Genomic DNA, 18,816 nt, shown 5'->3' with positions numbered 1-18,816 from the left:
TTAATGGAAAGGGTTTTAAGGGAGTTGTATCTTTGCCTTATGCGGTACCCTTACTTTCTTTTTCTGTTTTTATTTAGTATTTCTACTTCCTCTCTGTACTCTCAGAAAGATACGGCGCAGGTGGTAGTTCCTGGAAGAATAAATTCCCTAGAGGCTCAGAAAGCACCCTACGTGGTGCTTATTTCCGTTGACGGACTAAGGCCGGATTATCTGGAGCGTTTTGGTGCAAAACACCTATTGGCTCTTAAGAAAAGCGGTGTTAGCAGCCGCAGGTTCCTACCTTCCTACCCTTCCATTACCGGTCCGAACCACTATGCGATGATCACGGGACTCTATCCTTCGCATTCGGGTTTTGTGGACAACCATTTTTACGACCGGGAGCGTGAAGATTCCTTCGCCATGTCCAAGGCGGAGAAGATAACCGACGGAACCTGGCTGAAAGGCCTTCCTCTTTGGGGCCTTGCCGAGCGGCAGGGAATGCTTTCGGCAAGTCTTTTTTGGGTAGCTTCCAACGGTACGGCAGGCGGAACGCGCCCTACCTACTACTATCCCTATCATGAAGAGTTTTCTGCAGAGAAAAGAGTGGATATTGCTGCTGATTGGCTCGGGCTCCCCGAAGAGAAAAGACCTCATTTTATTAGTATGTATTTCTTTGAAGTAGACAAGGCAGGGCACCTGTATGGAACTTCCAGTAAAGAGGTGCGTGAGGCCGTACTGATGGTAGATAAGGCAGTGGGCGATCTTCAAAAACGTATCGATTCCTTAGGACTTAAAGATCTGCATCTGATACTTGTCTCGGACCACGGGATGACCGATGTGGAAGTAGATACTCCATTAGAGATTCCAGCGGTGCTTAGGCAGGAAGGTAAGGTGAAGATTTATAATTCCCAAACCCTGCTTAGAGTTATGGTGCATAATCCAAAGGACGTGCAGCCTCTGTATAGGAAGCTCAAGAAAGAAAAGACTTCCCACTACAAGGTATATCTGGCCAGTAGGTTTCCCAAGCGTCTGCAGTACCGCAGCGCAGACGATGCCTTCGATCGGATGGGGGAGATTTTCCTGGTACCTTCCCATCCCAAGATATTTTTAGGACCTGGTGATAAGGCCACTCCTGGAAAACACGGGTACGATCCCTATAAGGTAAAAGACATGCATTCGGTGTTTATTGCTAAAGGACCGCGCCTAAAAAATAATAAGACGGTGCGTGGAATGAAAAATGTGGACCTATACCCTCTGGTAGCAGAAATACTGGGTCTTGAGATGCTTTCTCCTACCGACGGAAGGCTTCGAAGAAGTAAGGCCGCACTTAGGTAGGTTACTCCTGCACGACCCAAACCGAAACGCCTCCGGCAGGACAGGAAAACTGGGCCCACCCGTCTTGGCCCACCGTTATTTTTTCTTTAGAGTGTCCCATACTGTCGTAAAAGATCTTTCCCGCGTAGAGCGTACCCATTTCCATTGGTTTTTGGTAGGCGTCCTTGTTACTCAGCACTACGGCGCAGCCGCTGTGCTCTTTGTCTCCATGGCGCACCCAGCCCAGGCAGTTGGCGTCCTGGAAATAATCGGTCTGCTCCCCGTAGGCATAGTCTTTTCGAGCGCGTAGCAAAGCTTCAATTCCGGGCACTTTATCCAGGAAGATTTCGTATTCCTGCCCGTCTTTTCCATGGTCCTTATACACCGCGCCAAAGACGTCTGGTTCAAAGACGCAAGGGTAGCCGTCTTTTCTAAGTAGGATTAGGGCGTATGCAATGGGTTTAAACCAAGGCTCTACAGGAGCCTCCAGCTGCTGGAGGGGCTGGGTGTCGTGGTTGTCGGTGAGCGTTACCGAAAGTAAAGGAAGGGTAGAGACCAGCGTGTCGTCAAAGATGCGGCGCAAATCGTAGGCCTCTCCCGACACTGAGGCCGTATGGATGTTGTGGTGGAGTGAGGAGTCGAAAAGACTCATGCAGCCCTCGGTGGCCTCTATATAGTCCAGTAGTAGGGGCAGATGTCCCGGGGCCCAGTATTCCCCAACGGCAAACAGATTTTTTCCGGTATTGCTTCGTAGGTTATTGAGCCATTCTTTATAGAAGTCCGGGGACTGGTGCTTGACGGCATCCAGGCGCACCCCATCGAAGAATATCTGATCGTGGTACCATTTTCCCCAGTAATTCAGCTCCTGGCGCACATTAGGGTTTCGGTGCTCAATGTCGTTGTACATCAGATAGTCGTAGTTTCCTTTTTCGTCTCCTATCACTTCCTCCCAGCCTTCTCCGTGGTCGTGGATGATCTGGAAAATACCGTCTCCCTGACCCTCTGCATAATCCACACCGGAGAAGCACGTGAAATTCCACACGAAATCGGAGTAGGTGTTTCCTCTTCCGGGGAAGGTAAACTTGGTATAGCTTTCAATCTCAAAAGGCTCGGAGAGGTTCTGTTGGCGGTTCGAGGGATCCACTTTTACAGCGTGGAAGCGTTCGAGCTCATCACCTCCGGCTTTGTGGTTGATTACAATGTCGGCAATAACCCCGATGCCTTTTTCCTGTAGCGCTTTACATGCTTTGATGTACTGTTCCTTGCTTCCGTATTTGGTAGGGATGGTTCCTTTCTGGTCGAATTCCCCAAGGTCAAACAAATCGTACGGGTCGTATCCTACGCTGTATCCTCCTCCCGCAGACTTGTAGGCCGGAGGCATCCATACCTGGGTGATTCCAAGGTCCTTAAGATACTCGGCTCTTTTTGCAAGTTCTTCATAGAAAGTGGACTCGCCGGGCGTATACCAGTGAAAACTCTGGAGCATGGTAGGATTCATAGAAATAAGGTGTTAGTTTATGAAATTGAAACCGCGTAAAAAAAACTTTTCATTACCGAAGGTACGGGAAAAACAGATAAAAACCGTACGGTTCCGTGCAGGAGTAGTTACGATCCAAACCGTTTGATCTCTACTTTCTTTTCTTTTACCCTAAGGATGAATTCTTTTACGGTACTCACCTCGTTTTCTTTCGAGGTAGCTTTTCGCAGGTTATCGTCCATAAATACGTTTTGCTGCAGGCGGCTTTCGTCTACGGAGATCTCATAGGATCCCAAAGGAAGGAAGGCGCGGAAGTTGCCCTGGTCTGTGGTATAAACCGTAAAAGTCTTACCAAGGGAGTTTTTAAGAAGGATAGGAATGGCTCCTTTAATATCGTACACATCGTACTGCGTCCTTTTACCTTCCTCGTATCGAAGACTTCCCTGAATGATACCTGTCTTTTCCAGTCCCAGATTGATGCGTTCTATTTTGGAGGCTAGTTCTAATGGAACGTCTTCATTATACCAATTGTTTTCCATGGTACTTACCGTATAACTTCCGTACGGAACGCGACGGTAGCGAACCATTCCGTCTTTATCGGCTATAAATAGGGTACGGTTGATGCGTACTTTACTTCCAGCGCCAATCTTGTCTACCGTAGGGTCGTAGCGGTTGTCGTTGTTTAGATCGTAGTATACAAACACTTCAATGAGTCCCGATTTATAGTTGCTCTCGCCTTTGCCCCAGTTCGGAAGGGTTTGTGTTACCCCCAGTTGGTAGTAAAGAAAATCCGAGCTAAAGTTTTCACGTGAAAACGTGTTGTATCCAATATAGGCCATAAGCTTGGTGGATCTTCCCAGCTGGTAGTCCAGATTACTGTTAAGGGAATAGCTTCGGCCGGAGTTACTGTCGTAATTGGCAAGTGCGGTTAGTTGCGCTTGAAGTTTATTGGAGAAAATCCCTACGCGGTAATTGGCCATTGCCGTAAATCGCTCGAAGCGCTCTCCGTCCGAGAGGTTCTGCCGGTTTTCGTAGAGCATGAAACTTCCCTTTTGGTAGTTGACATTTAGCATTAGTTGCTTGAACCCGTAGCTTAATTGCGAGCGAAGTGCGTATTTTTTCTCTCCGTACCCGGAAAACCCAGAAAGGCCCTGTGCGATGCTTAGGTTAAGCTTGTGACTGTTATTGGGAGTGGAGTAGGAAAACGTGGAATTTAGTAGGTAGGCGGAGAATTGCAGGTTGGTGGGTGTCTGCCCAAAATTTAAGGTTATGTCTGCGCTTTCCTGCAAAAATTGGGGCGCGATATTGGTCTGGAATCGTGGACTGATGTTCCACTGTATTCCTGCTTCCAGTCTTGTCCTTGAAGAGCGCGCATTGTACTGGTAGGTGGTGTCCACGCTCTTGGGGTCGTAGTTGTGGAGGTTAAATCCAACCCAAAGCGAGGACCTTTTAAAACTACGGCTGATACGTTGGTCAAACATTTGTGTTCCTCTTCTTACGCCTGGATAGTAGTCCGAGGAGATGTAGTTACTAGAGGAAAACGAGTAGTTTTTTATATCCTTACGAAAAAGTAGACCGATTGCACCGGAGGGTTTATTCTCGCCGGTGCTTTTTGCCGTGGAATACCCCAGAGCGCCCTCTAGTTCGTAGGTTAGTTTCTTATCGGTGTTTTGGTATTTGTAGCCGGTACGGGTAAGGTAGTTTTCTTGGAAGGGGTCCTCATCGTAGATAAGGTTACTGGAAAGACTTGCATAGTCATTAAGGATATGGGAGGAATGGATATAGGATGCAAATCCCCTTTGAAATTCCCACTCCAGGGGATCAAAAAGATTGAAGTTCTTATCCAGAAAACCCGCAGTGATTATGGTTTTTTTCTCCTTTCCTTTTTCATAGCTCACTTCTGCCCCCCGTCCGTTCAGGTTTAGTTCCATACCTGTGGTACTAAGACTTCCCACTTTAAGACCTAAGGTTTTACCAGATACTCTAAGGTAGGTGTTTTGAAAGAGCGGATCGTTGGACTGCGCCGGCCAGAACGTACTGTTTACATTGAGCTCTGTATTTAATCCCAGCAAGTTAAACTCCGTATGCAAATCAAGCATCTGCGAGTACTCGTATTTACTAAAGGGATTACGCGCACTTAAGGATATTTGGTTCCGGCGGTTTTGGTTAGTGAAATTGTTTAAAGTCCTTGGATCTACATAGGTTCGGTTGCCCAGTGCGTTTTGTACCAGTACCATGGCATTTCCAAAATAGGCTTTATCACTGTCAATGCCGGCGATGTTTACCGAGAAAAGTTCCTGTCTCAGTAGGGCGCGGTCAATAATACGGGAGAAGGTAACGTCTTTGCTTTCCGCGGGTGAAAGTGTAAGTTCTTTTTTCATGGTGACATTGCCTCCAAAACCGTCGGGAAAAGTAGCATAAATTTCGGTTTTCTCCTCCTGGTTCCCGGCATTAAATACCTGAGCGCTCACCTTCAGGGAGTCGCCCACCTGATACATCAGCACTTGATTTTCTTTTGCCGATATTCTAAGGGCACGTTTTGGTGCTACAGTTACTTCAACGCTGGTCTGTGAAATGATGTTCTTTTCGTTATCCTCCAAGAGAAATTGTATAGTTCCGCTCCCTGCCGCAAGAGAGCGTTCTACAACAATTTTAATGGGAAGAAACATTTTTTGCTGCGGATCAAATTTTAAGGTATCTCTTTGGGAAAGTACCCTTAGTCCTGGGGTAGTTTTAGTGCGAAGCACTACCGTAGTAGGTTCTGCATGTTTGTTTTCGGTTTCTAGGAGAAGAGAGATTACCTCTCCATTGCGCGCCGCTACTTTACTTTCTGTTTTAATTACTACAGAGCCTTTCTGTCCCAGTAATAGTACGGAGAATAGTAAAAAGGGTAGTAGAAGAAAGTAGTGGTTTCGTGGCAAAACAAAATTTAACGTGGGATAATGGAGTAGATAATGGTTCCGTTGAACTGTTCGTAGCTTTTGTTGAAGAATCGCATATCTCCTGCCTGCGTGGAATATTGCACGTCAAAATACTTCGGAGTGGTATGCGAATTACCCATAAGTATTGTTTGTCTCGTGCTAGAAAGGTTCACATTCCCGGTTTGGGCCTGGGACTGATGGTCTTTGACCGTTACGTTGATGGCGCTAACGGGAAGCGTTTGGCTGGTAGGTGATGAAAGATCATTACTGAGCGCATGGACCTGAACATCATACGGAGTAGTAGAGGTGGTACTGAATGCCCGTGGATAGGTTTTAGATACTCCATTGGCATAATCCGCAGCGGTTTTAAACTCCAGAAGTACATTACTGGCTGTGGGATCTACTGATATGCCGTACTCAGGTCCACCAGGCGGTTGGTCGTTAGGCCATATTTGCATATCAAAGTATACCTGCTTGCTGTCAAACCAGTACTTATCGTTATAAAAATCTATTTTTAGATTTACCGTGTAGTTTTGCCAAGAGCGGTATTCTTCCAGATAAGCTCCTGCTTCAACCAGCACGTCGTATCCAAGATTCATTGAGAAATAGGTCCCTAACTGGAGATCGAAGGTACTGTTGGGTATAAGAAAAGTCTCGGAAAACTGCAAAGGGATCAGTGCGGTAATTGCCTGCAAATTGCTCGCTGAGGGAATAATACCATCGTCATTAGGCCTTGTACTGGTCACATTATTGAACTGAAATTTAATCTTCTCCGGCGGGAAATTTTTGTTTCCATTGGTGATTACCCCACTTACCGAAAAACTTAATTTCCAATTTTTGTTTAGTTGATATCCTTGTGTACGCTCCAGATAGAAAGGAATCTGAATAAGATTGTTTACTCGGTTTCCCTGGAATGAATTCACAGGCATCCAACCGGAATTGTACGGACCAATGCGGAGTTGTTGTCCTGTTATATGAATCGAAAAGGTAGAGAGAATTAAAACTGTTAATAGAAACCTATTCATAGGTGAAGGTTAACTCGGCCATCTTGATAGTATCGGTTTCCCCATAGGAAAACGTAGAGGTAGCAATATATTTGCCCGGTTTAATTTCCGCTGGAAGCGGAATTCGTACGTGCCTGGTATCCCCTGGCATAGTGTACATAATCTGATCTTCTAGGTTTAATTTCTCCCCAGTGGCTTGATTAATAAGCTCGGTCTCCAATGTTCCATCGGTCCATGAATTCCCAGTATTTTGGAGGGTAAGAAAAAGGGTTTTGTTCTCCTTTTCAAACTTAAAATCTAAATAATCCACTTCTTGTTTTTCTGGGATATCAGAATACTGATGGTACAATTTAACCCCCGTACGCACACTAACTTTGATTAAAGCTCCTTTATCGTTAAATGAATCTACAGGATTGGTTTGGGTTATAAACAACAAAGCCGTATGTGTGTTAAGCGAATCTTTCTTAGCTGGAGGAGTAACAGTTACAAGCAATTCGTGCGATTCTCCAGGTGCAAGTGTAAAATACGCTTCCGGTCCTATGGTAATCCAAGAGCTCATGGAATTTGTATACGTTCCTGGATCTGCTATTAGGTTGTTTCCAGTTGTGTCATATTTCCAATCATTGAGTGAAACGGTCAGGTTCAATGTAGATGTCTTGCTGGGATTAGTTATTAGCAATTTTTCTGTTTTGCCTTCACCCGATGCAGATTTAAAATAGGTGCGCGGAGGGCTAACTGTCAAGCCTGTTTGTGCGTGAAGCAGCTGGACCGTACAGATAAATAGAAGTATTTTGAAGTTGAAAATAGTATTGTTCATATACAAAAAAGACAATTTAAGAATTTAATCTTAAATTGTCCTTTAATTTTATAAGCTAAGATTAGTTTGCTACAATCTCGTAAATTACCGTTGTAGTAAATTGTGTGTAGGCTTGACCGTCCTGCTTCTTATAGTGATCAATTAAACCAGCAGGAGCAGCATAAGTTACGTCAAAATATTGACCAAAACCTCCAACTACGTTAGAAATTAATGGAGCAGCTGTCGTGCTAAGTGCTAGGTTAGACTCTACGGTAGCACCAGCAGTAGCGCCAGTTCCCGCTGCAGCTGTAAGTTTAATAATGTTGGTATCTAATGTCTTTGTGTTGGTATTATCTGCGTTTGTAAATTGCGTAGCATTTGCTTTTACACTAACAGTAAATCCACCTGTGCTATTTACTTTTAAGTGGTTCTGCTTTAGATTAGATACTCCACCGGTATAGTCTGCTATTTCATCATATACGAGATCTACCGCTTTCTGATCAGAGGCCACCTCTATATTAATGATTGGGTATAGCTTGACATTTAAGGTTACCTGATCTGATCCTGTCGTAGGATTTGTGGTAGCAGTCTGTGCGAATACCTGTGATGAAAGAGCAGTAACGATAAACGATAATACTAAAGTAATTTTTTTCATTGGTAAATTTTGTTTTTTATAATTTGTGTTTATATTTGGTTGTCAGAATTAATTAAGCAATTGTAATCCGATTTTGACGTTGCAAAGATAAATTATATATTTAATAATAAATTATTCATTTGTACAAAAAAGTTATGCGTTTGAAATGCATAACTTTTTTGTTTTATTTAATATGTTTTAGTTTATGGATTATCTAAATAGGATGTAAACTTTCACTGAAATTCTATAAAAATGAATATTTAAGTATACAAGTATACTACTTGAATTGTTTCGTAAATCAATTGATTGATCTCTCAGATGATTTATCTATTGTGTAACTTTTAACTTTTTTTTAATGATATAGTGATAGCTTTAAATAAAATACAATTTGTAGTGTTATTCTAAAACTTGGTCTTCGTGCACTGCTTATACTTTTATTTCGCTGCAATCTGATAGATTATAGTGGTAGTGTATTCTGTGGGACTTTGGGAGCGTATGTATTTGTTTATATAGGCATCATCGTCGGGAGCAGCTTTGTAGGTTATATCAATATTTTTATTTACTCCGCCTGAGGTATGTGATACAAGTAAGCTGCCGCTGGCAGGGCTTGCCGTAATTGCAATAGGAACATTGGTTTGGTATTGGGCTCCTGTAATACCATCCGCAGTAGACTCTGAAGCGGTAAGTAGTATATCGGCCAGAGGTAGGGTACTTGTAGTACTGGCCGTACTAGTTAGTTTGTCTGATGTTGCAGAGGCTTTTATTTCAAATCCACCAGTGCTGTAAATATTAAGATGGTTTACCTGTTTGGATTCTACACCGTTTTTATATGCATCCTTTGTTTTGAATTCCAAATTAACCGTGGCCTGTCCTGGATTGACAATAATTGTTTGGATTGGGTGAAGTAGAATGTTTAGTTCTGCTGTAGATTGGTTGGTCGCTTGCGCTTTGGCAGAGGCAGTTAGTCCAGCGGTTACAAGAATCGCTAATAAAGTCAGCTTTTTCATCTTGCGGGTATTTTGAAGTTAGCGGAAAAAGATTTTCTTATTTCCTTATTCAAAGGTACCGTAGATTAGAGCTCTTTGGTTATCCGGTTATACAAAAAACTTATGCAGGTGGAGGTTATAAGTTTTTTGCATAAAATCATAATTTTAGAAAGGTGAGAATTCTAAACTTTGTGACTTTTATCATATTTGAATTGCGAGCTTTGGCCTAATGCTAGACATCGCACAAAAAAGCTCCTGAATGCAGTACATGCAGGAGCTTCTCATATAGTTTCTTTTTTTTATTCTTAGCGGGCTACAATTTCATATATAACATCGGTAGAGTAAATGGTAGGCTCATTTGCGTTGAAATACTTGTTTACGTACTGGTTTAAATCGCCTTTAGCTGCGTAGGCAATGTTAAAGCTTTTGTCCACGCATCCACTTGGACTTACGATAAGATCTTTTCCAGTAGTATCCAGTGCTACGGCATTGAGTGTAATGCCAGGGATGGTAGTGGTGCTTTCGGTAGCAGAAATCTGAATATCTCCAGAGGAAATAGTTTCTGTTACGGTAGGGTCGGCACTCACAAGGTTAGCACTGCTTGCTTTGACTTGTACCGTAAATCCTCCGGTACTATATACAGTGATGTGTTCCGGCTCCTCAATGGTAACGCCGTTTTGGTAGTCTTCCTTCGTGGTGTAGTTAATATCGACCTTCGCTTGGTTTACCACGAGTGTTTGAATAGGATGCAGTTTTATGTTTAAAGTCACTTCACTTTGCGCATATGTACTTATACTGTTCATTGCTATAAAAGCAAAAAGAAGGTATTTATATAGAGAGGTCATGGTGTTAGGTGTTAGGTATGAATAGATAATTTGTTGTCTCAAATTGATAATTAAAATTAGTACTATATTTTGATTAGGGCAATAGCATATCGTTAATTCCTGCGAAAATTCATTAAAAATTCACCTAATAAATATCATGTTCATTAGAAATTTGATTGCACGCTTTCTGCTAAAGCGTTGAAAATCATAATTAGGTAGGTGTTGTCTGTCCGTTGTTTGGAACGAGTAAAAATTAGCAGTTTAATAGAACATAAACATTTCGCCCAGCTTAAGGCTTAAGCTGGGCGAATATTTAAAGAGGTCTTAATGCAGGTTAATTAATTCTTAAAGTCGATGTAGCTGAGGTCCTCTTCTTCTATAGAGGAAATTCGGAACTGTCTAGGAGTTAAACCTGTATGTTTCTTGAAGAAGTTATTGAAGTTGGATTCCTGAGAAAAGCCTAGCTCTATACTAATATTTTTTATCGGTATATCCGAGCCTTCCAACATTTTCTTTGCTTGCTCGAGCGCTTTATTTACCACGTAGCGTTTGGTTGTGGTTTTAAATACGGCCTGCATTGCGTTGTCCAAGGTCCTTTTGGTTACGTTTAGCTGGTCTGCGTAGTAGTTCATGTTGAAATTGAACTGCTGCTGCTCTTTAATTACAAAAAGAAAACGTTCAATAAGTTCTTTCTCATGCGTGTTCTTACTATGTTCCTCTATTTCTGGGTCTTTCGATATAAAAATACGGATTAGGATAAACTCAATGAAATTGATGAGGTTGTTTTTACGTATAAGTTTGTTTACACCGCGTTTTCTAACAGGGAGATAGTAGTACTTAATAATCTGTTCGTACGGGAGAAACTCGTTTTTTATTGCAAGTCCTTCCTTGTTTTTAAATAAGTAGCCGTTAGTGATCTGGTACATCAGTTCCAGTCGGTCAATAAAGAGTTCCTTTTTAAACGTGAAGATAAAAGCGTTTTTATATTGCTCACGAATATGGTACTCCACGCCGGGTGGAATAAAAAAGAAGGTCTCGGGAGCGACTTTGATTTCTTTTTCATGTAGATAAAGGACAATTTCACTTTGTGCTGAATACAAGATACTGTAATCCGAGTAGTCAAACTTTTCCTTATCTGCAGAAAAGTTGCGCAGGTGGTGAATGCTGTGATTTCGAAAGGAATTATCCATGCATTACTTTTTAAATGTTTAATTTTTTTTCAGGTTGTGTTTTGAAGTCTATAAAGTTAGTCATTTTTAGGTACTTACCTAATGAATTTTATCAATTAGAGTGATTGTTTCACAAAAAGTGTTTAATTCTAAAGTGCTATAAACATTGCGTTTTTTAGTATTTGTGCAAATTCATAATTGCTTAAACGGATTTAATTATCTCATTTATAGGTTATTAAAAAAGACAAAAAACTTATATATTTTGCAATGCTAAGCATTGCGGTTTATTTTTTCTTAACTGATTTTTAACATCCGTAACTAGGTACTTTGTAAGAAAAATGTCCGGAATTTGTACAATGCGGGGGTTTAGAGTGGTGAAAAATGGCGCCTGAAAACATAAAAAAAGTCCGCTTCTTTCTTAAAAGCGGACTGTATAATTCTAAAGAGATGATACTATTACCCCTGGTAGTTCTTTATCAGGCCTCGTACAATTTTTATAACGCTAGGCATCGCATTGTCTGCCGCCGCCAGGACATCTTCGTGGGATACGGTAAAGGCAATTTCCGGTCCACCCACATCGGTAATAATAGAAATTCCAAATACATCCATACCCTGGTGCTTTGCCACAATTACCTCCGGCACGGTACTCATTCCAACGGCATCGCCTCCTAGAGCGCGTACCATTCCGTATTCGGCAGGCGTTTCAAAAGTAGGGCCCTGAAGCCCTAGGTATACGCCCTGATGTACTTTTATGCCTAAGGTATCGGCCTGTTTTTGCGCTACTTCAAGCATTCCTCTGTGGTAGGGCTCACTCATATCCACGAAGCGGGGTCCGAACTCTTCCATATTGGTGCCACGAAGTGGGTGCTCGGGCATCATATTGATATGGTCGTTGATTAGCATGATATCTCCCACATTAAAGTTGGGGTTCACTCCTCCCGAGGCGTTAGATACGATAAGGTTTTTAATTCCTAAAAGGTGAAACACGCGGAAAGGGAAAGTCACGGTCTTCATATCGTAGCCTTCGTAGTAATGGAACCTACCACTCATCATAAGAACCTTTCGTCCTTCGAGCTCTCCGTAGATGAGTTTTCCGCCATGGCCCTTTACGGTACTCTGAGGAAAATTAGGAATATCTTCATAGTTTAGGGTATGAAGGGGAGTGATTTCCTCCTTCAATGCGCCAAGGCCGGAGCCGAGAACAATTGCAAACTCTGGAGTTTCCTGTATAGTGTTTTTGATGAAGTCGGCTGTCTGTCTAATTTTTTCTAACATAATCGAGAATAGTTTGCTTGAATTGGTCTTCTCTTTCAATGGTAACATTGATAGGCCAGTAGTAAATTAAATCCCTAAGGTAGTCAAATGTCTTAAGGCGTACGAAGTCTTTTTCTGTGGTGAGTAGTAGGCGGTATTCGTCCAATTTCTTGTATTCGGAAAGGATTTGCTCAATATCCTTGTCTGAGAAATTATGGTGGTCCGGAAACTTCAGGTGTTTTACCTTCGAGGAGTAGTTTTTAAGGTGCGCGAGCAGCGGCTGTGGATTGGCAATTCCTGTGACCAGTAGGATGTCGTAATACGCCAGGTTATTATCCGGAATGCTTTTCTCCAGACTGTAAATGTTCTCGTCGTAGTGTATGGAAGAGAAGAATGCCTTTTGGTGCGGGAGAAGCCGCATTTTCTGAATATAAAGTTTCTTGGTCTCTTCCGAGAGAGGAGCAGGGCACTTCGATACCATGATGATATCTGCACGTCGGGCTCCCGACCGGGATTCGCGCAGATTTCCAGCAGGGAGTAAAAAATCCTTAAAGTAGGGATCAGAGTATTCGGTCATAAGTATGGAAAAACCCGGAGTGATGGCGCGGTGCTGCATAGCATCGTCCAGAACCAAGGCCTCGAGATCCATATCGGTGATGAGTTTCTTTGCGCCGGCCACCCGGTCTTCACACACCGCAATTACAAAGCGGTTCTTAAAGCGCTGGAAGAGCTGCATGGCCTCATCGCCTACCGTTTTGTAGTTGCTGTCGTAGTTTGTTATATAATATCCTTTCGTTACTCTTCCATACCCTCTGGATAGTACTCCGGTACGTAGCTCTCTGGATAGAAGCTCTGCTAGATACATTACCATAGGGGATTTTCCGCTGCCTCCTACCGAGAGGTTTCCTACGGATATAATGGGAATGCGAAAACGGGTGGATTTTAAGATGCCCGTAGTATACAAAAGGTTTCTAAGACTTGTGATAAAGTCGTACAAGAGGGCAAAAGGATAGAGGTACCAGCGTTTCATAGCGGTGCAAAAATACGCTAAATCCCTGAAATTTTACGCTTCCATAATCGTAAAATACATGTTGGATACTTCGTTATCTTTTCGGACGCTTAACTATATTTCTTCTCTATCTAGAGGAGTCGTAGGATTGCTTAATAAGATTTAGAACCTCTGGTGTAATGTCCTTGTTTCCTTGAAGGTGCAGTTTATGCGAGCACATGCTTCGGGGCTTTTCTGCTTTTAAAAGATCGGAATAAGGAGGCTCTTTAAGGAACAGCCCAATTTCAAACCGGGATTTAGTGGCAGGTATTAGAAGTGCAAACTGTTTGGAGCGTTTAAGGGAGACATAGGTTTTCTTGGGAAGCACCTGAAAATCGTCCCCAAAGGTTCCAATGTGCTTTAAAAGTTCCCGGTAGAGTGGAAGGAAATGTTCTTTCCCTTGATACTGCGCACCGAGTAAATCCTCGGGTTCTTTAGCGATGCTACTGGATTTAAGAGTATAGTGCGCTATAAGGTTTGCATAACCATGCGTTAGGTTGTGGTCGTTTTTAAGAAAGGAGATGATTTCTCCATGCCGCGTCAATTTTTCTTTTTCCACAATCCTTATCCACTGTTCTAGAGATTTACCGTAGTTTTTCTCCAGGTTGTCGGTCATAGTTTTTCCTGCTTTATCCATAGTTTCTATACTTAGGAAGTTTCGGGATATTTACTTTTTAGAAAAGATACGGTAGATTGAATTAGATTTTCTAAAACGCAAAGGTCTATATCGGAAATTTTATTCACATAAATACAGGATTTACCCATCTTGAACTTTCCAAGGTCCTTTAGCAGATTTTCTTGTCCTGCGCAGCCCGAATACACGTACAGGGACATAGCTGCTTTGCGCGGAGAGAACCCTACTAAAGGCCAGTCGCCTTCCTGTCGGCTTCTTTCGGACTTGTAATGGTAAGAACCGAAACCAATCATACTCTCGCCCCAGAGGACGGCAGGAAAACCGGTGGTCCTCTCCATAAAATCTTTTAAGAAGAATGCATCTTCCTTGCGCCTTTCTGTAGGAGCAAAATTTTCTATGAATGTAGCAACGTCCTGCTCAGTAGCTTTGGTTTTAATTGTAGACATAGGGTGCTATTTTGCTAAAGATGCAAGTTATCATTTTTGAATAAAACTTGATACTAAATTGTTTTCGTCCAGTTTAAATAAGGAATTTCACAGGGTATTTAATTGAAAGTAGCATTTATAGTACCATAGCAATTCATTAAAGAATGACTTTTTAGTATAGTTTTTGTAAGTTTGTTTGACAGGGGCACATAGTCCTAATAGCATGTACTTTCCCACCAACTGTTTTCACAATTAATTTTTCCTAAAATACCTTATTCATCCTTGCACTATTTAGGCTTTGTAACACTTGCGTTGGGGCAGGCAATAAAGCTTGAAGCTGATGGTTTTCCCTGTGTAGTACATATAAAATGAGCTCAATGCAAATTTAGCCCTATGCTGAATTAACCAAGCCTGTTATATCATAAAATGGCAAAAAAATGAAATAAGGATTTTCTTTATTTCACTAGTTCGGGATTTCCGGACCGTTGGCCCGGCCTCTAATTCGTGAAGAAAGCATATAAATATAGGATAGGCTCTTATTTTAGGAATAATAAGGCCTTTTAAATCCCAGTAGCAGTGAGATTTTAATTTATGGCGGAACCTGCAGATTGAAGCGCCTCTAATAATTAAAATAACCCACTGAAAAAGAAGTGGGTTATTTTAAAAAAAAGTTGTGGAGCTGGAGAGATTCGAACTCTCGTCCAAACAAGCAGTACATAAGACTTCTACATGCTTATTCTGCCATTGGTTGTCGGCAGTGGTACGGAGACAGACACCCAAACCACTACGTATCTTCTAAAATTTTCGTTCCCAGTCCGAAGACTACTGGGACTTATTTTCGCATTTCCTATGCCCCCGAATCAGACGCCGCGAAACCGAGCTTCTGGGGGACATCTTGTTTCCTTACTATACTTCGGGAAAAACGCGTATCGTACTAAACTTCGGATTACGCAGCAAGAGCATACTCTTGGTTGCCAGTTAAAATATACAGCAAGGGATTAAAGAGATCGCGCTGTGGTTCTCTGCATGCTATCTTACCCACTGGCCTTGCTGTCGAAACCGGTCAGCCCCGTAGGTTAGAAGAGTGCAAATGTACAGAAAATTCCATTTAAAAGTGTTTTACTATATGTTCCCGCAGTTTTTTGTTTTTAGTGTTAATTTTTTAACTGCGCAGCACTTTAGGAACGGCCTTTGTTGCACTACTATTTAGATACACTTTGTACTAATAGGTTAAATTCATCCTCCATGAAAAATACTATCATTGTCAGTGCCATCGTAGCGGTAGCGTTCGTGCTGGGCCTTGGCCTTTTAGGCAGCGCCATTAAAAACAGAAACCAGTCCACGCAGACCATTTCTGTGACAGGCCTTGGGACCAAATCCTTTACTTCCGACCTTATCACCTGGGAAGGGAATTTCTCGCGCACGAGCTTCGAGCTGCAGAGCGCCTACGAGCAGCTCGCCTCAGACCGCACGATTATAGAGCAGTACCTGGTCTCCAAAGGCGTAAAGACTTCAGAGATGGTATTTTCTGCGGTAGACATACAAAAGCAGTACAGCTACTCGAGTGATGCGCAGGGGAACAGCTCGCGCACTTTTATCGGGTATCTTCTCTTACAGAAAGTCTCAATAGAAAGCAAGGAAGTGGACAAGATAGAAGGAATCTCTAGGAACATCACCGAGATCATTAATCGGGGCGTAGAGTTTACCTCGGCGCCTCCTAATTATTTTTTCACGGGTCTCTCGAAAGTAAAGCAGGAAATGATTGCCGAGGCCACGCGCGATGCCAGGGGTAGGGCAGAGAAGATCGCTGAGAATGCAGGCGCTTCGCTGGGCGAACTCCATAAGGCCTCAACGGGTGTTATTCAAATCACGGCTCCCAATTCCACTGAGGAATATTCTTGGGGTGGCACCTATAATACCTCATCAAGAGAAAAAGAGGCCAGCATTACCATCAAGCTGGAATATGAGATAAATTAGGCAGTAACTTACTTAAGTTCTGCCCAAAAGCCATCAATTTTAAGTACTTTTGTTCTTACGTCTTTTTAATGTACGAACTATGCGCAATTTCTACTTGGCTGCGTGCACCGCAGTCCTCTTTACCTTTACTTCCTGCGGATCGGACTCCGAGTCCGGAGGAGGAATTACCCCCGAACCGCCTTCAGAGGTGGTGGTAAAACCCAATTTCACACCTATTCAGGTCACTAGGCACGAGGGCAAACCTTTTTCTACGGGTGTCACTTCCCGGGATGGTAAAAACATTGTAGGTCCGGGAGGACCTGTAATGATGCAGGCTTTCTATTGGGACGTTCCTCAGGGAGGAACCTGGTGGAATGTCCTTTCCGAGAAAATCCCTAGCTGGGCAGGTTCGGGAATTACCTCTATGTGGCTTCCTCCTGTAACCAAAGGACAAAGTGGAGGGTATTCCATGGGGTACGATCCCTACGATTATTTTGATTTTGGACAGTATACGCAACAGGGTACCACAGAAACCCGCTTTGGAAACGAGTCCGAGCTGGTGAATCTTATCTCCACCGCCCACAGCAAAAGTATGCTGGTTTTTGCCGACATGGTTTTAAACCACAACAGCGGTGGGGCCAGTGAGTACGATCCCAATATTCAGGACTACTACTGGACAGACTTTACGGGAGTGAAATCCGGAAAGTTTCCACGGACCTATCTGGACTTCTACACTAATCAAGGCACCGACCGTGACGAGGGTTACTTTGGAGAGGGAAGGGGGATGCCGGACCTTCGCCATACGCGCGAACATGTACAAAACTGGCTGTGGAAAAGTCCTGAATCGGTTGCCAAGTACTACAAAAATACCCTGAAGTTCGACGGATGGCGGTTTGACTACGTCAAAGGTTTTGGAACGTGGGTGATTCGCGAGTGGAATAAGTCGGTCGGAGGATTCTCAGTAGGAGAAAACTGGGACGGAAATCCAAGCGAACTGGAGAACTGGGCCAATAGTGCAGAGAGCGCCGTATTTGATTTTTCACTCTACTACAAGATGGACCAGGCCTTCGACGAACAGAACCTTATGAAATTAACCGAGGATGTGTACTGGAAGCGTAATCCCTACAAGGCTGTTACCTTTGTAACCAACCACGATACGGACGATATCTGGAACAAGCACTATGCGTACGCCTATATTCTGACCCACGAGGGGTATCCTACCATCTTTTACAGAGACTACGAAGAGTGGCTTGATAAAAACAAGCTCAACACCCTGATTAAGATCCATAACGAGCGCGCCACAGGAAACACCACCATACTTTATGCCGACAAGGACGAGTACATCGCACGCCGTAATGGTTATAACGGGAATCCGGGTCTTGTGGTGTATTTAAACACCTCGGAACAGACCCAGGAAAAATGGGTGGAGACTAATTGGGCCTCTGCGGCCATTAAGGACCATACGTCCCACGCCGCAGCATGGAATCCCACCACCAGGGCGGATAAGTGGGTAAAAATAAAATGTCCACCGAAGAGCTATACCGTATGGTCTACTCCGTAAAGGCAGCCTACTGAAATCTAAATAAAGAGTCCATCAGCAGCGTACACGCTCTGGTGGATTTCTTTTTCCAGGGTGGCTGTGTTCTGCACTGGGTAATTAGCCAAAAGAAATAAAGGCACCTGGGGAAGTTCTTTTTGGTAGGCGGGCTGCTTATACGAGGTACTTACCACCTCAAACCCCGCTTTTTGATAAAATTGTAAGCGCCTTAGAGCAGTCGGAGAGGATTCGGGGGGGACAATTTCCAGTACCATTTGGGGATGTAAATCTAGTAATGCGTTAAGTGCGGTACTTCCTAGGCCCCTTCCTCTTTCTGCTGGATAAATTTCGAAATGCTCCAAAAAAGAAAAACTACTGAGCTGCCACACTATAAAGTATCCTGAGGATTCGCTCTGCTGTGAAATGGCATAGACAAAAACACTCGGATTGGTAAAGAGTCTAAGGTAGGCGTTAAGGCTTCTTCGCTCCTCGATGGGGAAGGTTCTTTGGTAGGAGCTGTAAATTCGTTCAATTTCCAGCATATCGGACTTTCTAACCTTTTTCAGGGAAAGGGTGTGGTTAGGCTGGCTATAATCCATACTACTTCTCTCTAAAGATCAAAAACACTGGGTCTTCGGGTTATGAAGATGTCTTTTACCCACAGGGTAAAGGCCATCATCAGGTAGATTAAAAACATAAAGCCCACCGTGGCAAAGGTCGAATAGATAAAAAATACACGGAGCTTGGAAAGAGGAATCCCTAGTTTGGTGCCCATCCGGGTCAGTACTCCAAACCATTCCCTTTCGATATTGTGGCGCACGTTGGAAATTAATGCAGGTTCTTTCATTGTGGTAGTAG

17 protein-coding genes and 1 other RNA gene are annotated in these 18,816 nt (G+C 43.1%); 3 read left to right on the top strand and 15 right to left on the bottom strand.

Translation table 11 applies throughout. The features are described from left to right. Positions 1–3: 3 nt before the first annotated feature. The gene (locus IC612_RS05275) at positions 4–1,314 is read left to right on the top strand and encodes an alkaline phosphatase family protein (protein WP_228512891.1); all 1,311 of its coding nucleotides are present in this window, start codon (positions 4–6) and stop codon (positions 1,312–1,314) included. A 1-nt stretch (position 1,315) separates the two neighbouring features. Here IC612_RS05275 and IC612_RS05270 read toward each other — a convergent pair whose 3' ends face one another. From IC612_RS05270 to ssrA, 13 genes are all read right to left on the bottom strand, one after another. Then, entirely contained in the window at positions 1,316–2,791 is a 1,476-nt protein-coding gene (locus tag IC612_RS05270; protein ID WP_194739134.1) for an alpha-amylase, read from the bottom strand. A gap of 107 nt (positions 2,792–2,898) precedes the next feature. Beyond that, a complete protein-coding gene (locus IC612_RS05265) occupies positions 2,899–5,691 on the bottom strand; it encodes a COG1470 family protein (RefSeq protein ID WP_194739133.1) in 2,793 nt (930 codons plus the stop codon). Positions 5,692–5,699: 8 nt separating this feature from the next. Next, positions 5,700–6,716, bottom strand: coding sequence for a hypothetical protein (locus tag IC612_RS05260; RefSeq protein ID WP_194739132.1), 1,017 nt, complete (start codon positions 6,714–6,716; stop codon positions 5,700–5,702). Further along, on the bottom strand, positions 6,709–7,512 hold the full coding sequence (locus IC612_RS05255) for a fimbrial biogenesis chaperone (RefSeq protein ID WP_194739131.1): 804 nt from the start codon (positions 7,510–7,512) through the stop codon (positions 6,709–6,711). Before IC612_RS05255 ends, IC612_RS05260 begins: the two co-directional genes overlap by 8 nt. Positions 7,513–7,573: 61 nt before the next feature. Beyond that, positions 7,574–8,146 carry a hypothetical protein gene (locus IC612_RS05250; RefSeq protein WP_194739130.1) on the bottom strand — a complete coding sequence of 191 codons (573 nt, stop codon included), beginning with the start codon at positions 8,144–8,146 and terminating at the stop codon, positions 7,574–7,576. Positions 8,147–8,559: 413 nt separating this feature from the next. Then, complete coding sequence (locus tag IC612_RS05245; RefSeq protein ID WP_194739129.1) at positions 8,560–9,132, bottom strand: hypothetical protein; 573 nt, start codon at positions 9,130–9,132, stop codon at positions 8,560–8,562. A 284-nt stretch (positions 9,133–9,416) separates the two neighbouring features. Further along, entirely contained in the window at positions 9,417–9,956 is a 540-nt protein-coding gene (locus tag IC612_RS05240) for a hypothetical protein (protein ID WP_228512890.1), read from the bottom strand. Between the two features lie 317 nt (positions 9,957–10,273). Then, positions 10,274–11,125, bottom strand: coding sequence for an AraC family transcriptional regulator (locus IC612_RS05235; RefSeq protein WP_194739127.1), 852 nt, complete (start codon positions 11,123–11,125; stop codon positions 10,274–10,276). A gap of 435 nt (positions 11,126–11,560) precedes the next feature. Further along, the gene (locus IC612_RS05230) at positions 11,561–12,379 is read right to left on the bottom strand and encodes a purine-nucleoside phosphorylase (protein ID WP_194739126.1); all 819 of its coding nucleotides are present in this window, start codon (positions 12,377–12,379) and stop codon (positions 11,561–11,563) included. Beyond that, positions 12,363–13,388 carry a tetraacyldisaccharide 4'-kinase gene (lpxK, locus tag IC612_RS05225; RefSeq protein WP_194739125.1) on the bottom strand — a complete coding sequence of 342 codons (1,026 nt, stop codon included), beginning with the start codon at positions 13,386–13,388 and terminating at the stop codon, positions 12,363–12,365. Before lpxK ends, IC612_RS05230 begins: the two co-directional genes overlap by 17 nt. Positions 13,389–13,494: 106 nt before the next feature. Continuing rightward, the gene (locus IC612_RS05220) at positions 13,495–14,043 is read right to left on the bottom strand and encodes a DUF4287 domain-containing protein (RefSeq protein ID WP_194739124.1); all 549 of its coding nucleotides are present in this window, start codon (positions 14,041–14,043) and stop codon (positions 13,495–13,497) included. 11 nt (positions 14,044–14,054) lie between these two features. After that, positions 14,055–14,486: a DUF1801 domain-containing protein gene (locus IC612_RS05215; protein ID WP_194739123.1), complete on the bottom strand. Its 432-nt coding sequence runs from the start codon at positions 14,484–14,486 to the stop codon at positions 14,055–14,057. Between the two features lie 650 nt (positions 14,487–15,136). Beyond that, positions 15,137–15,536, bottom strand: a transfer-messenger RNA (tmRNA) gene (ssrA, locus tag IC612_RS05210). 174 nt (positions 15,537–15,710) lie between these two features. Here ssrA and IC612_RS05205 point away from each other — a divergent pair. After that, positions 15,711–16,442, top strand: a complete 732-nt coding sequence (locus IC612_RS05205) for an SIMPL domain-containing protein (RefSeq protein ID WP_194739122.1) — start codon at positions 15,711–15,713, stop codon at positions 16,440–16,442. A gap of 79 nt (positions 16,443–16,521) precedes the next feature. After that, on the top strand, positions 16,522–17,982 hold the full coding sequence (locus IC612_RS05200; RefSeq protein ID WP_194739121.1) for an alpha-amylase: 1,461 nt from the start codon (positions 16,522–16,524) through the stop codon (positions 17,980–17,982). A gap of 17 nt (positions 17,983–17,999) precedes the next feature. Here IC612_RS05200 and IC612_RS05195 read toward each other — a convergent pair whose 3' ends face one another. Together IC612_RS05195 and IC612_RS05190 are read right to left on the bottom strand one after the other, a co-directional pair. Then, entirely contained in the window at positions 18,000–18,557 is a 558-nt protein-coding gene (locus IC612_RS05195) for a GNAT family N-acetyltransferase (protein WP_194739120.1), read from the bottom strand. A gap of 11 nt (positions 18,558–18,568) precedes the next feature. Then, positions 18,569–18,805, bottom strand: a complete 237-nt coding sequence (locus IC612_RS05190) for a PspC family transcriptional regulator (RefSeq protein WP_194739119.1) — start codon at positions 18,803–18,805, stop codon at positions 18,569–18,571. Between the last annotated feature and the right edge of the window lie 11 nt (positions 18,806–18,816).

It is taken from the genome of Planobacterium oryzisoli (assembly GCF_015354315.1).
Lineage (GTDB): Bacteria > Bacteroidota > Bacteroidia > Flavobacteriales > Weeksellaceae > Planobacterium_A > Planobacterium_A oryzisoli.
This window is presented reverse-complemented; position numbering and strand designations above follow the sequence as displayed.

Bases quoted from the DNA above. Each gene is read 5' to 3' on its own strand.
- IC612_RS05245 (WP_194739129.1), bottom strand. From the start codon at position 9,132: ATGAAAAAGCTGACTTTATTAGCGATTCTTGTAACCGCTGGACTAACT.
- IC612_RS05195 (WP_194739120.1), bottom strand. From the start codon at position 18,557: ATGGATTATAGCCAGCCTAACCACACCCTTTCCCTGAAAAAGGTTAGA.
- IC612_RS05275 (WP_228512891.1), top strand. From the start codon at position 4: ATGGAAAGGGTTTTAAGGGAGTTGTATCTTTGCCTTATGCGGTACCCT.
- IC612_RS05230 (WP_194739126.1), bottom strand. From the start codon at position 12,379: ATGTTAGAAAAAATTAGACAGACAGCCGACTTCATCAAAAACACTATA.
- IC612_RS05260 (WP_194739132.1), bottom strand. From the start codon at position 6,716: ATGAATAGGTTTCTATTAACAGTTTTAATTCTCTCTACCTTTTCGATT.
- lpxK (WP_194739125.1), bottom strand. From the start codon at position 13,388: ATGAAACGCTGGTACCTCTATCCTTTTGCCCTCTTGTACGACTTTATC.
- IC612_RS05200 (WP_194739121.1), top strand. From the start codon at position 16,522: ATGCGCAATTTCTACTTGGCTGCGTGCACCGCAGTCCTCTTTACCTTT.
- IC612_RS05255 (WP_194739131.1), bottom strand. From the start codon at position 7,512: ATGAACAATACTATTTTCAACTTCAAAATACTTCTATTTATCTGTACG.
- IC612_RS05215 (WP_194739123.1), bottom strand. From the start codon at position 14,486: ATGTCTACAATTAAAACCAAAGCTACTGAGCAGGACGTTGCTACATTC.
- IC612_RS05220 (WP_194739124.1), bottom strand. From the start codon at position 14,043: ATGGATAAAGCAGGAAAAACTATGACCGACAACCTGGAGAAAAACTAC.
- IC612_RS05240 (WP_228512890.1), bottom strand. From the start codon at position 9,956: ATGACCTCTCTATATAAATACCTTCTTTTTGCTTTTATAGCAATGAAC.
- IC612_RS05270 (WP_194739134.1), bottom strand. From the start codon at position 2,791: ATGAATCCTACCATGCTCCAGAGTTTTCACTGGTATACGCCCGGCGAG.
- IC612_RS05250 (WP_194739130.1), bottom strand. From the start codon at position 8,146: ATGAAAAAAATTACTTTAGTATTATCGTTTATCGTTACTGCTCTTTCA.
- IC612_RS05205 (WP_194739122.1), top strand. From the start codon at position 15,711: ATGAAAAATACTATCATTGTCAGTGCCATCGTAGCGGTAGCGTTCGTG.
- IC612_RS05190 (WP_194739119.1), bottom strand. From the start codon at position 18,805: ATGAAAGAACCTGCATTAATTTCCAACGTGCGCCACAATATCGAAAGG.
- IC612_RS05235 (WP_194739127.1), bottom strand. From the start codon at position 11,125: ATGGATAATTCCTTTCGAAATCACAGCATTCACCACCTGCGCAACTTT.